The sequence below is a fragment of the Flagellimonas aquimarina genome, assembly GCF_003149745.1.
Lineage (GTDB): Bacteria > Bacteroidota > Bacteroidia > Flavobacteriales > Flavobacteriaceae > Flagellimonas > Flagellimonas aquimarina.
Window position 1 is genome coordinate 244,016 of sequence record NZ_QGEG01000001.1, and the last position, 12,751, is coordinate 256,766.

The window sequence follows — 12,751 nt, forward strand, 5'->3', positions numbered from 1 at the left end:
TAAGAGTACTTAGTATTTTACTTTTCTGCTTGTAATTGGGAATAAATAAAGATAATTGACTACTAATCTCATCCAAATTTGATAAGATATAGTGTTCCTTTCTTTTTGATGTTAAATCGAATTTAGCCAGCCTGTTTCCATAATTAATTCTTTTTCAGAGTGTTGGTTGAAATTGCTTATTTTTAAAAAGTAAACCGACCTCTATGAAATCCTCATGGCTCTATATAGTATTCGCACTTCTCATGGCATCCATTGCCAATGCCCAACATACCAAAACACTTGATAGCTTACTCAAAGTATACCAAAGTCAAGCTGAAGACACATCCAAAATCGGCACCATTAAACTTCTTTTTGACAGTTACTTGAACAATAACCTAAATGAAGCAGAGAAGTACGTTATTGAAGAGCTGGAATTATCCCAAAAACTCGATTACAAAAAGGGGGTGGGAATGGCCTACTTGCATTTTGGGGTATTAGACGAATATCGCTCCCACCTGGATTCGGCCAAAATAGATTACAGCAAAGCCAGAATCATTTTTCGAGATATTGAACACCATGGATTAGAAGCGGTAGCCATCAGAAATTTTGCAGGTGTAGAATACAATTTAGGCAACTATGATGAAGCGCTTAAGATTTTAGACGAGGGTATAGCTACCTTAAACAAACATAGCAGTGATAGCACAGCATTAATTCCATTTTACCATAATAAAGGGTTGATACACAAATTTAAAGGGAATTACAGAATTGCCACACAGCAGGTTATCAAAGAACTGCGGATTCTTGAAAAATTGAACAGGCCTATCCAAAAGGCCGATGCTCTGAATTTGCTGGCAAGCACAGAAAGCATTCAAGCCAATTACGAGAAAAGTATTGAGTATAACCTAGAGGCTCTAGAAGTATACCGAGAATTCAATGATAAATTCTTCGAAGTCAATGTATTAAATGACATTGGTCTCGATTACTATTCGCTTGAAAATTATGAACAGGCTATTGCGTATTTGGGAAAAGCCATTGAGGTAAACAAGATTATTAAAAATCAAAGTCTCAAATCTACTGTTCTAACCAATTTGGGAAATGCGTATGCCAAATCGAATCGACCAAGTGAAGCCATAAACTATATCTCTAAGGGAATTGAAACTGCCGAAAAAATTGGAGCCAAAAACAAAATGGTGGAAGGGTATAATGCCTTGGCGGCAGTACATGCCGGGTTGAACAATAATAATTTGGCAATTTCTTATTATTCTAAGTCCATTGAACATATTAATAAAGGGGGTTCGAAAGCAAATCTCAGTAATGCTTATAAAGGGAGGTCTGAGCTCCACGCCAGGATAAATAACCACAAATTGGCCTATGATGATCATTTATACCATAAACAGTTAAGTGATTCCATATATAACAACACAAAATCACAGCAAATAGGGGAGCTTAAGACGATATACGAAACAGAAAAAAAAGAGCAGCAAATTGCCATGCAAGAAAAGGACATCGCCGTTTTGGAGAAAGAAGCTCAAATAAGTTATCAGCAAAAATTACTCTTAGGAGGTGGATTGGGCCTTGCACTAATTGTACTGGGACTGGGCTTCTATGGCTTTCATCAAAAGGTTAAAAGAAACAAGCTGGAAAAAGAAAAAGTTGATGCCCAATTGGCCTTTAAAAAGAAAGAACTTACCACCCACGCTCTTCATCTTGCAAAAAAGAACGAGGTGCTGGAAAACTTAAAGCAAAGGGTAACTGAGATACAAGAAAAAGAAACGTCAAGCGATTACCGAGAGCTTATCAGTACCATTACTTTTGATCAACAAGACGATAAACATTGGCAAAGTTTTACCCAATACTTTGAGGCGGTACATAAAGATTTCTCCAAAAACGCTGCACAGACCTATCCCACCATCTCCAAAAGTGAACTGCGACTCATGGCACTCATTAGAATGAATCTTTCTTCCAAAGAAATCGCCAATATTTTGAACATTTCCGGTGAGGGTATTAAAAAAGCTCGCCAACGCCTTCGCAAAAAAATGAATCTAGAACGTCAAGATTCTTTGGAAACCACTATTGCGGCGCTCTAATCACTAGAAGCTACTTCCCATTAACCCAATAAAATAAGGCTTTACGGGCTTGTCCCCTTTTTGTCCCCACAGCATTTTTTTATACTGAAAACCAGCGCTTTAAGTTTGGAATGTCATTGAAAACCAATCAAAGCAATGACAACCGTTTTGTGGTCTTGCTCGGTTAAGGGTTCCGGACAGTTACCGAGCGAGTCACACAAAATTTAATCAAGTTTAACCCACAAAACAAAAGGATTATGAAAACCAAAAACGCTCTTTTTCAGAAATTAGGTCTTTTGCTCATACTTGCGTTAACCCTATCATGCGGTAGCGAAGATATTGAAGATGTGATTGTGCCTGACCCCACTGACCCAATCGGGATAGAACCTTGTGACGACCCTTGTGCTAATCCTGACAAATGCCCCGACAAATGCGAAAACCCGGCCACGGGCCTTAATCAAGAATCATTTGTGCCAGAGGGAACTGTCACCGAAACGGATGATGGCTATATGCTAGAAGGCAAATTGACCATTCCATTGGATTCCATCGGCGAAGTTGTATTCGAAAATGCCGATATCGATGTCTCGTTTAATGATGATGGTACATTAAAAGGTTTAACTGGAAATGTTGAAGTACCTCCGCTGGAAAACTTTTTTGAATTTGCACAACCGCTCCAGGCGGATATTGGATTCTACTCGGGGAAATACCTTAATGAAAACCGTAATTATGAAATTGTTCTAAAAGACGATAGGTCGTATTTTGTTTTCAACATACAAGCCAATATTGAGCTTAAAATTGGAGTCAATGATGATCCCAACGCTACCAAACCCCTTTCAATAAGCCCGGGAAGTGCCGGTATAGCCCTTATAACAGATTATACAGATCCAATGTTCTTTTTCTCTATTGGAGGTGGAATTGCTGGCGGGGATGGAGAAGACAACAACAATAACGGTGGTGGTGATAATGGAGGAGATAATGGTAATAGTAGTAATGATGGTAGATTGTTAGGTGTTAGTTTTGGGGGTTCTTTTGGGGGTAATATCGTTTACGAACCCACCAATCCGGTTGATGATGTGGTAAGCTTTGGTGCCAAAACCGTGGTGGGTGGTTCCGCCTCTCTCTTCAAAATAGTTGAGATGAGTGGGCTCTTGTACGAGAACAAAGGTTTTAGCATTGACGCTGATTTACAGGATCCCTTGTCCTCTGATATTGGCGTTGGTTATCGCTCTGGTTTCAACGGAAAGATGGACTTAGCACTTGAAATTAACTCGTTCATCTCCTTTGGCTTTCCGATAGCCTCAGGAAGTGCAGCTGTGGTTGCCGAAGCTTCTACCAATAATGGTATTGAAGCTAGGGCATTTATTAACGGGGAAGTAGACCCGGATTTGTCGTGGTATCCCAATTTTATCCCAATTAAACCCGATGGCAGTTTGAGTGCAGATGGTTATGTAAACCAAAATGGAGTTTTTGATATTGGTGTTCAGGGGACCTTTAGTATTGAAACACCAAACAACCAACAGGGTATTGAGGGGGCCATGCGCTTTTCCAATCCTGCGTTTGAAATAGGGGGTACATACTTCAAAAACGATAAAGAATGGTCCGTACAAGCGGCCATAAAAAAAGACGAGAGCGAAGTGGTGGTCAGCGCACCGACCGATTTTGTTTCTGGCCTAGATGTGGAAATATCCCAAAGAATTGATTCGACTTTGACCGTTGCCCAAGATGCACTTGCCAATTTGGAACAAGCCACGGCAGATTATGAATTTGAGTTGAGCCTACGAGGGTTACGACAAGTTTTACCAGGAATAATCTCGACAGCTTTACAAACGATAGATGATAAAGTAGCTGAAGGAATAGCAGAAGGACGTAGAAGGGCCGAAGAAGAAGTGTCCAGTAGAGGCGCTGTATATTGCAGTGATAATATTCCAAGTATTGTCAACGGGATTGTTAAGCCCTACAGAGATGCCTTGATTCGCATGAGAAACGCCGTAAATAACCAAACCGACAATGACCAAACCAGAGTAGAATTGGAAGCATCGTTAAGGAAATTGGCAAGTTTGGACCGTGTGAACAAAACGGTTACAGCTACCATCACTTGGGGCTTGCCTATTACTGCATGCGCGGTCCCGTTTACCAGCAACCGCAATGTTACCTTAGATTTTCAGGTATTGACCAATGAACAAGTCAACCAGTTGACCTTGGCTGCCGATAATGTGAAGTTCATTGCGGAGACCAGTGATATTATGATCAGTGCCCAGGCTATTTTTGATGCTGTGCCAACTCAAGAAATACTTGATCGTCTTGACAAGTTGAAACAAGACATTGCCAATCAAGTAAAATCATATTCAGATTTTGCAGGGGTTGGATTCATTAAAAACCATAATAGCAATGAATTTATCTTCTTTATTGAACAAGGTGGGGAACGAACAAATGTGGCAAGTTTTAATCTTTTTGACCCGAAATCCATTGTCAAAATATTGGTTCCAGATTTATAATCTAAAGTTTTAGAATAGGCTGAATCATCCTAAAATAGGTTTATTTTGTAATTGATTACGAACCAAAATCTATCAAATACAATTTTTGAAACGCCAAACTTGGTAAAAAGGAAAGCCTTGCGGTGCACCCAAAAAGCAACCATTTTTAGGCCTTAAAACGCGGGCATTTTGAAGAAAAGTTCGGGTTCCTTCCAGACCGCAGAAACAGAAAGTTAAAACCCCAATAATCATTTGATTCTTGGGGTTTTTTTATTAATAGAAACTGAAATCAAAAAACAATTTTACCTGGTTGTCATCATTCAGTTTTTGTCAAAAACTCAACCCCTTTATTAGCCGAACCAAGCCAATAACCAATCCATTGTTCATTCCAATGAGAAGACATATATCTAGGTTCAATTCTCATGTCATATTTACTTTTGGCATTTAACAAAAGTACTCTTCCGGCATAAACGGATTGATATTCCCCCTTTTTTATGAGATTTGTTGCCACGATAACATCTGTTAAAGGGTTATTGGAATTGGAGCTAATGGCTCTTTTCAATTCTGTTTCAGCTTTTTCGTGAAACTCTTTTTTCAAAACTTCATTGACAGAGGTCCATTCACTGAAATTGTAAATCAGTGACTGCAATGCATGGAAGTCGGATTTCATTTTCTGGTTCATCTTTTCGATTCTCCCATATGCCTTATCAATATTTTCTTGTGCTTTTTTGAGCAGAAGCTCCTCAGTTACTCCTTCTGGCCGATTATCTTTTGGTATATTTCTTACTAATTGTGTATAGAAATAACTAGCCCAATAATTTGGGAGCCATTGGTCTTTGTAGCTCTCACTTACTTTTTCCAAGATTTCCGCTCCTTTTTTCCAATCCGAAAAAGTTTCTCCATTGGAGTACGTATCAAAGCCAGTCTTCATATCATCAGAAAAGCTCTTGCTTTGTGCCTTGACAAAAGAAATGCTTAATAAGCATATCACCAATAATTTAGAAGTTTTCATATTTGTGAATTAAAATTTTAGATATCGTAAAACAAATCAAAAGTCAAGAACGCATTACAATAGTTTTTGCTAAATAGGGTAACATTTTAAAAAAGTGTTATTGTAATATTCTGTGTTTGAAACGAAAAGTTTCGGGGGTAATACCCTCAATTCTCTTAAATGTTCTATGAAAACTGGTTTTATTTGAAAACCCAGAATCAAGTGCGACTGCCAGCATTTTAACATTTGTTTTGGAAAGAAGGCTCTTAGAGTGTTCAACCCTGTATTCATTTATATAAGTAAAAAACGATTTCTTATGACCTCTATTAATTCTGTATGAAATTACATGGGAAGGTATCTGCAATACAGATGCTAGATCGTTAATTGTTAAGTTAGGGTTTAGAAAAAGACTATTGGCTAAAACCACCGTATCCATTTCAAATAACTCATCCACTGTCACCTTATTAACTTTGCTCATTGCATGAAAGGCCCTTTTTGGTCCCATTGCCTCAACTGGAATGATCCTTTTCTGTTTCATAACCGCTATTGATAAAATGACCAGATTTATCATAAGTATAAATGACATTATAGAATAAAGCATAGAAGTATCTAGAGCTTCGAACAAGCGAAGTGCAACAGCAAATAAGTATCCAACAAGAACCGCTACACATAAAAAAGTGAACCTATATAAGGATAAAACCCAAAATTTTTCTTTATTACCATGATGTTCAGCACTTCTTCTGCTATATTTTATAATCGTGATTAAACTAAAAAAGAGGTAAATAAACATTGAAAAAATAGACACTATCCATAGGAATGATATCAGCTTATCATAATATTGATTTCCGAAAGGAACAAAACTGTCAAGAAGAAAGCTCTTTGTACTGAGTGGTAAAATAAAAAAAGGAATCAATAACAACAATGAAACAAGTGCAGGGACAAAATGAAGGGTAATAGCCAAATAACCCAATTTTTTTACCTGGGCAAATCTTAATGTATATATAAGAAAAAGTGGACCAACACATAGTCTGATTGGAAACCGGTATCCAAAAAACCCTACTAGTTTATCGAAACTGTTGGGTGATCTAAAAATGCTATATTCAATTAAATGTATAGCAAACAAAATAGTTGTCAAACCAAAAATCCGCTTGTAGTTTTCCGTTTTTTCAAATAGTAAAATTAACCCAACTATTAAACCCTGTCCAGCACCAACAAATAGCAGCGCACTTTTCCAATCAAAAAGCATTTTATAAGGATATTAAGAATGTCATTCTATCCAGACCAGGCATAAAAGTTATGCTCAATGTCCAATGAAAAGTCAGTTTTTTTATACAGTCGATTGGCAATGACATTATTCCTTTGTGTTTCTAAAGTAAGCTCACAAGCACCTGTTTCCCTACATAGATCTTTAGCACAATCCAATAATTCTTTTGAAATGCCAAGTCCTCTGAAATTCTCATCAACAAATAAATCATTCAACAACCATATTTTCTTTAGCCGTGTGGAAGAAAAAAGAGGATACAATTGGGCAAAACCGATAATTTGATTATCCTTATTTTCACAAATAAACACTACTGATTCGCCATTCTTAATGCGATGTTCAATGAAATTGGTAGCAAGTTCCAAGTTGGGTTCTTCTCCATAAAAAACCCTATATTCTTCAAATAGTTTAACTAGCTTGGGTATATCCCCAAATATGGCTTTTCTGAACTTCATTGCACTTTTCTTTTAGGACGAATAACCAATTCTCCATTACAATTAATACAATTGTAATTCATACCTGTAGAACAAGTGCTACAAAATGTAAATTCATAACTACATATATACGCATCAGACTCATGATTTAATATAATATCACACTTTTCACATTTATTCCGCATTTCCATAGCTATAGTCCTAATAAAACTTTTCGCAAAGCTTATACTTTCATTCGCCTTGCACTTATTTTGCTAATTGGTTCCCACTTTCCATTGTCTGAAAGAATTTCATATTTCCATTGAAAAGAATTTTCTTCTATATCATAAAAAGTGACTAACCATTTCCCTGTTCCATCATGCATTTGAATTTTTCCATCTCTATATTCAGCCTCAAACTTTGGCGAGATTTTATGGGGTCTTGAATTCATAACAACAGCTTCCCACTTTGCAGTCTTTGGATTAAAAATAAATATGCCAGTGGCAAAATACTCTTTACTAATTGGGTTTGGAGAAGTATCCTCTTGCCACCATTGATTAAGTACTGCATGACCTCCAAGCACATATTCCCATTTCCAAGTAGCTTTGTTGGAATACCACTTAGCTTCCGTTTTGTTTCTTGTATCCAAGTCTATTGAAATGCAGTCCCATTCTCCAGCTAATTGACCCCATTGCTCTGTTTCTTTTGGGGCACTCGGGTTTATTTTACCATAGTTCCCCAAATTTGTTGTTAGCTTAATTTTGCCATCGTCAAGTTGATTGCATCCCATCCAAGCAATTAGAATACAAATTAAAACAAACGCCTTCCTCATATCGTTATTTACTTTTCTCAATCATTGTTACATAATTATGCTATTGACTCCCTTTTTTTTCAATGATCAACTATTATGAAAGTCATTTACTATTTAGAAAAAGGAGGGTATTTTAAAGAAAAAAGATTTATAAACGATTATAGACCTTGCATACTCATTAACTTTGAACCCAATAACCTCCCTTTCCATTCAAGATTCATTTAGCTTCCATTGAAACCAAACCCCCTTGTTTTCCATCTTTATCATAGCTTTTTTTTCGGTATCAATCCAAAATGTTTTTTCCCGGCTGCCCCTGGACAAAACCTTCCATGTTTCATACTTTTTTCCTTTAATACGGACGTTCTCCTTTCCAAGGACTTCAACATTTGCCCAAATTATTGAAGATCCATTATTTAAATCCAACATGGGCAACGATACTTTGTATCCCTTTTTTAAAGGAAGGACTCCCAATAAATAATTTAACATGGCTGGCTCAAACACTTCATGTGGAAATACTCTATCGTATAACAAAGGAGTTTTTAATTGAGAATCCTCTGTATATGGAGCTAGCTTTCCTATAAGTTTATTGTTCTCAAACTTTAAGTTCCCAGTATATTCAGAAAAGGCATTTTTAAAGGATTTTTTATAAAATGCCAAGGTTTTAGCATCAAAATAAACTGTATCTGGTGAGGCTTTTCCATTAACCATGAAATCAATGTTTAGCTGCCAATACTTATTATTGTCAATAAAAATTTCTTCTAAGCCATAAACCATTGTTCCCCAGGGTTTGGAATATTTATTAGAGTGCAAATCCTTCTTGACAATTTCCAGTTCTTTACTTCCTGGCAAAATCTTCTGGTATAAAGGAATGTTTTCACTCTGTTCATTCTTGGAACATGAATACAAAACAGCGAGCACTAGTAACCAAACCCAGCTGCGATTGACTTCCTTATGAAAAAACCCCTTTAAGACCAAAAACATATACAAAATTTAGAAACTCCATCCAGAAGATGGTGCCGGTTCTATATTATTTAGTCTAGCATATATTGTTATTTTACCATATTCAAGCTGAAAGTGACTATAGATCATTAAAAGCCCTTGATGTTTAGTGATTTTTCTTCCACTCCCAGGTCTTCCCCATTCGATTATATCGCCAAGTGCGCTATCATTTAAGGACAGTAAGTTTTGCTTGAAATAGTCAGATGATTTTCTAAAAAGGTCGATTATTCCATTTTTATCATTTGGAGGGTTCTTTTTGTCAAAAGAAAACTCAGGTCTTTTTCCAAAGACCATCATTCCCAATCCAATATTAGACCTTGTCAAATGATTGATTTGTTCGCCAAAACTTCTGATTTTTTCATTTGGCTTTTGATCATATAAAGATTCGGGTATTCTCTCAGCCGTATCTATTAGCATTTTAGACATATTATCCCATGCCTTTTCATAATCGCCCACCGTCATTTTCTGACCGGTCATCCATTGTGAGGCTAAAAAAACAAATACGTACGCTATTCTTTTGACATTTTTCATTTTATAAAAACTTAAGTCATCCTTCATTCTAAATATTTAAATGAATGTATTATTGAAGTTTTCCGTCTGCAACTTATTGTTATTAATTAATTGATAACAGGTATAGATCACTAAAATCTGATGACATAAAAGCTTATTGCATTTTTTGAGCTTTTATAACACGATACAGTACGTTCGTAACAACTAGCTTAAACCTAGTGCCAATTTTAACTATATTACATCAATGCAAAGATTATTGGTCAAAAGAGCAATTCACGTACTTGTTCATATAATTGTATGGATTTTTGCCACCTATTTTATTGCTCGCACATTTAGCTTAGAAACTGATAGCATTGTTGAATACCGAGGAGGAATTCAATCCATAACCAAGGTCTATAATTATAAGTTGCAATATGGATTACTGGCAACTATAGTTTTTAAAGTAGTTTTCTTCTACCTAATTTCTTTCTTTTTCTCAAGACTGATTTTTGAAAAAAAATATTTTAAATTCTTTGGACTTACACTATTCTTAATAGTGTTCTTTCTGTTATTGGAGAAATTGACATTATTAATCTTCTGTGATAAATTGTGCTTTTCAAGATATTTAAGAATTGGGATTGGTCTTTATTTATTCTTTGCAGCTGCATCAATCATATATAGTTTTTTGGCCCAATGGAAAAAGGACCAAAACATCAAAATAGATTTGTTAGAACAAAAAAGAACAGCGGAGCTCAACCTATTGCGCTCTCAAATAAATCCCCATTTCCTTTTCAATTCTTTAAATAATCTTCTTTCTATAGCCGAGAGAGAAAACCAAAAAGATGTTTCAAACGGGATATCTCAGTTATCGGAGTTATTAAGATTTATGCTATACGATAGCAGTTCAGAAACTATTTCAGTTACTAAGGAAATTGAGTTCATTGATAATTACATAAGTTTGAACAAACTTAGATTTGACCACACTGATTCAATTGAAATAAGGTTTGAAGTAAAGGGTGATCTTGAAAATATCAAAATTTACCCTGCTCTGCTAATTCCCTTTGTTGAAAATGCATTTAAGCATGGTATCAATATTTACGAAAAATCATATGTCAAAATCAAGCTTGAAATTGAAAACAAAACACTCTATTTCCTGGTTGAAAATTCTTTACATGTAAATGATCCCTTGAATGAATTTGAAAATAACAGTTCTGGAATTGGGTTAACAAATGTTCGTAGGAGGCTGGAAATACTCTATCCAAAAATGCACATCTTAAAAATATATGAACCAAAAGAAATGTTTAAAATAAATCTTGAGATTGTTTTATAGTTATGTTACAAGTTGTTATCATTGACGATGAGCCTAAGGCGATTGAATTATTAAAAAATTATATTGAAAGACTGCCTTTTCTCAACTGCCTTGAATCATTCAGAAACCCACTTGACGGATTAGGTTTTATACAATACAACCAAGTAGATCTTTTATTATTGGATATAAACATGCCTAAATTATCGGGTATATCTTTAGCCAAGACAATAAAGCCAAGCACTAAAATCATATTCACCACTGCCTATTCGGAGTATGCAGTAGAAAGTTATGAGTTAAATGCTATAGATTATTTACTTAAGCCGATATCTTTTGAAAGATTCTTAAAGGCCATCGTAAAAATAAAAAATGTCGAAAACAAAGAACCTTTATCAAGTGTCGAAAACAAAAGCATAAGTCTTAAGAGCGGACATATACTGCACAGGGTTAATCCTAGAAACATTTTATATCTAGAAAAACAGGGCAACTACATGTTTTACAACCTGAACGAAGGAAAAAGAATCATGGTAAGGGAAAGTATCTCTGATGCCCTTACCAAACTTCCTAACTACTTTATCCAAATACACAGGTCTTTTATCATTTCACTAAATAGCATAGAATCAATAGAGTCAAATCATCTCCTTATAAAGGGAGAAAAATTACCTATTGGGAAAAAATATAAAGAAAAATTGATTTCTTTTTTAAATATAAAATGATTTCTATTCATTATGAAAAAGCTTCGCAATATTAAACACCTCGATCAACCCATAATCATTTGGGTTCAATAAACCAGTATCACTATTTGCGCAAATTGCCACAACAATATTATCCTCAAGTACCTTTAGCACAAAAGAGCGCCCTCCTACTGAACTTCCTCCATGATGTATTACTGTTTTTTTTGATTTGGTGAAGTACGTTTTTCTAAAGCCCAACCCATAACCTGTGTTTTCCCCATTCCTTAATCTTTGAGATTCAAAGATTTTGTTTTGAGACTCTTCTGTCAACAGAGCGTCCAATTTCGTAAACATCAAAGCTAAATCTTTAGGAGTGGACAGAAAGCCGCCACCTGCCCATTTGTTGCTTAAATCAACTTCAAGAGTTTTCCTTATTTCGTCTTTTTTAATTGAAGAGCTATAACCTATATAATTCATTCGCTTATCATCCGGTATGGTATGGATCATCCCTAAGGGTTCGAAAATCTTCTGGTCCATGAAGCGCAAATACAGATCACCAGTTATTTCTTCTATCACCCCACTAAGAATAGAATAATTATAGGAACTGTATTCATAATTGGTTCCCGGTTCAAAAAGCAAGTCGTCATCTTTGAATATGTTCATAGCTTCATGTACACTTTTGTAAGACTTGTTAGACAACATCTCCAAACCTTTATATCCTCGAACACCACTTTGGTGACATGCTAAATCCTTAATTCTTATTTCATACTTTTTCTTTGGAAAAGAAGCTAAAACATTACCTATAGCTTCATTTAGGTCCAGCTTTTGATCATCCAATAATTTCCCCAACGCAATTCCCGTCATACTTTTAGATATGCTTCCTATCCTGAACAAGGAGGAATTAGTAATAGGGTGGTTAAATTCAATATTTTCACATCCAAATCCCTCATTCCAAATAATTTCATCATTGATAGCTACACATATTGCCAATCCGGGAATTCTATATTTTCTTTTTAAAATTTTCAAACTGTCTCTAGCAGCTGAAATTGAGTTGAAATAAGACCCATTCGCAATAGCCCAATTATCTTGTACACTACAATTTGAGGCTTGGGCATAAGTATAGTTGGGACCTCTTTCCAATAACCTTTTGAAGAGATCATATTGATATATTAAAAGCGTAGCCAAAATAATGGTGATTATCAAAATAGTGACACCTCCAATTTTTTTCAGTTTTTTCATTTTAAATTTCTTTAGCGATTTCTTAATAGTTTCCGTTATCACTTTGATT

At 35.5% G+C, this 12,751-nt stretch carries 12 protein-coding genes; 4 read left to right on the forward strand and 8 right to left on the reverse strand.

All coding sequences use genetic code 11. From position 1 onward, the window contains the following. The first annotated feature begins 203 nt into the window (after window positions 1-203). Both DKG77_RS01125 and DKG77_RS01130 read left to right on the forward strand, forming a co-directional pair. On the forward strand, window positions 204-2,066 hold the full coding sequence (locus tag DKG77_RS01125) for a tetratricopeptide repeat protein (RefSeq protein WP_109659387.1): 1,863 nt from the start codon (window positions 204-206) through the stop codon (window positions 2,064-2,066). A gap of 236 nt (window positions 2,067-2,302) precedes the next feature. Beyond that, entirely contained in the window at window positions 2,303-4,540 is a 2,238-nt protein-coding gene (locus tag DKG77_RS01130; protein WP_109659389.1) for a hypothetical protein, read from the forward strand. A 295-nt stretch (window positions 4,541-4,835) separates the two neighbouring features. On the opposite strand, the gene DKG77_RS01135 is transcribed toward DKG77_RS01130, so the two are convergent. The 7 genes from DKG77_RS01135 to DKG77_RS01165 all read right to left on the reverse strand — a co-directional run bounded on the left by DKG77_RS01135 (window position 4,836) and on the right by DKG77_RS01165 (window position 9,525). Next, on the reverse strand, window positions 4,836-5,531 hold the full coding sequence (locus DKG77_RS01135; RefSeq protein ID WP_109659391.1) for a hypothetical protein: 696 nt from the start codon (window positions 5,529-5,531) through the stop codon (window positions 4,836-4,838). A 97-nt stretch (window positions 5,532-5,628) separates the two neighbouring features. After that, window positions 5,629-6,048 carry a helix-turn-helix domain-containing protein gene (locus DKG77_RS16910; protein WP_165819322.1) on the reverse strand — a complete coding sequence of 140 codons (420 nt, stop codon included), beginning with the start codon at window positions 6,046-6,048 and terminating at the stop codon, window positions 5,629-5,631. A 734-nt stretch (window positions 6,049-6,782) separates the two neighbouring features. Continuing rightward, window positions 6,783-7,226 (reverse strand): GNAT family N-acetyltransferase, encoded by a 444-nt coding sequence (locus DKG77_RS01145; protein ID WP_109659394.1) that lies wholly within the window; start codon window positions 7,224-7,226, stop codon window positions 6,783-6,785. Continuing rightward, a complete protein-coding gene (locus tag DKG77_RS17270) occupies window positions 7,223-7,396 on the reverse strand; it encodes a DUF1272 domain-containing protein (RefSeq protein ID WP_417935450.1) in 174 nt (57 codons plus the stop codon). Before DKG77_RS17270 ends, DKG77_RS01145 begins: the two co-directional genes overlap by 4 nt. Before the next feature lie 32 nt (window positions 7,397-7,428). Next, the gene (locus tag DKG77_RS01155) at window positions 7,429-8,016 is read right to left on the reverse strand and encodes a hypothetical protein (RefSeq protein ID WP_133248396.1); all 588 of its coding nucleotides are present in this window, start codon (window positions 8,014-8,016) and stop codon (window positions 7,429-7,431) included. A 189-nt stretch (window positions 8,017-8,205) separates the two neighbouring features. Beyond that, entirely contained in the window at window positions 8,206-8,976 is a 771-nt protein-coding gene (locus DKG77_RS01160) for a DUF3108 domain-containing protein (protein WP_109659401.1), read from the reverse strand. Window positions 8,977-8,985: 9 nt separating this feature from the next. Beyond that, a complete protein-coding gene (locus DKG77_RS01165; protein ID WP_165819323.1) occupies window positions 8,986-9,525 on the reverse strand; it encodes a DinB family protein in 540 nt (179 codons plus the stop codon). 385 nt (window positions 9,526-9,910) lie between these two features. Here DKG77_RS01165 and DKG77_RS01170 point away from each other — a divergent pair, with 385 nt between their 5' ends. Together DKG77_RS01170 and DKG77_RS01175 are read left to right on the forward strand one after the other, a co-directional pair. Next, a complete protein-coding gene (locus DKG77_RS01170) occupies window positions 9,911-10,813 on the forward strand; it encodes a sensor histidine kinase (RefSeq protein ID WP_165819324.1) in 903 nt (300 codons plus the stop codon). 2 nt (window positions 10,814-10,815) lie between these two features. Then, on the forward strand, window positions 10,816-11,505 hold the full coding sequence (locus DKG77_RS01175) for a LytR/AlgR family response regulator transcription factor (protein WP_109659407.1): 690 nt from the start codon (window positions 10,816-10,818) through the stop codon (window positions 11,503-11,505). A gap of 3 nt (window positions 11,506-11,508) precedes the next feature. Here the strand turns inward: DKG77_RS01175 and DKG77_RS01180 are convergent, their stop codons facing one another. Further along, window positions 11,509-12,702: a serine hydrolase domain-containing protein gene (locus DKG77_RS01180; RefSeq protein ID WP_165819325.1), complete on the reverse strand. Its 1,194-nt coding sequence runs from the start codon at window positions 12,700-12,702 to the stop codon at window positions 11,509-11,511. Window positions 12,703-12,751 lie beyond the last annotated feature (49 nt).

What these genes read in the sequence shown, in the direction of transcription:
- DKG77_RS01125 (WP_109659387.1), top strand. Translation starts at nt 204, where the DNA reads ATGAAATCCTCATGGCTCTATATAGTATTCGCACTTCTCATGGCATCC.
- DKG77_RS01130 (WP_109659389.1), top strand. Translation starts at nt 2,303, where the DNA reads ATGAAAACCAAAAACGCTCTTTTTCAGAAATTAGGTCTTTTGCTCATA.
- DKG77_RS01135 (WP_109659391.1), bottom strand. Translation starts at nt 5,531, where the DNA reads ATGAAAACTTCTAAATTATTGGTGATATGCTTATTAAGCATTTCTTTT.
- DKG77_RS16910 (WP_165819322.1), bottom strand. Translation starts at nt 6,048, where the DNA reads ATGAAACAGAAAAGGATCATTCCAGTTGAGGCAATGGGACCAAAAAGG.
- DKG77_RS01145 (WP_109659394.1), bottom strand. Translation starts at nt 7,226, where the DNA reads ATGAAGTTCAGAAAAGCCATATTTGGGGATATACCCAAGCTAGTTAAA.
- DKG77_RS17270 (WP_417935450.1), bottom strand. Translation starts at nt 7,396, where the DNA reads ATGGAAATGCGGAATAAATGTGAAAAGTGTGATATTATATTAAATCAT.
- DKG77_RS01155 (WP_133248396.1), bottom strand. Translation starts at nt 8,016, where the DNA reads ATGAGGAAGGCGTTTGTTTTAATTTGTATTCTAATTGCTTGGATGGGA.
- DKG77_RS01160 (WP_109659401.1), bottom strand. Translation starts at nt 8,976, where the DNA reads ATGTTTTTGGTCTTAAAGGGGTTTTTTCATAAGGAAGTCAATCGCAGC.
- DKG77_RS01165 (WP_165819323.1), bottom strand. Translation starts at nt 9,525, where the DNA reads ATGAAAAATGTCAAAAGAATAGCGTACGTATTTGTTTTTTTAGCCTCA.
- DKG77_RS01175 (WP_109659407.1), top strand. Translation starts at nt 10,816, where the DNA reads ATGTTACAAGTTGTTATCATTGACGATGAGCCTAAGGCGATTGAATTA.
- DKG77_RS01180 (WP_165819325.1), bottom strand. Translation starts at nt 12,702, where the DNA reads ATGAAAAAACTGAAAAAAATTGGAGGTGTCACTATTTTGATAATCACC.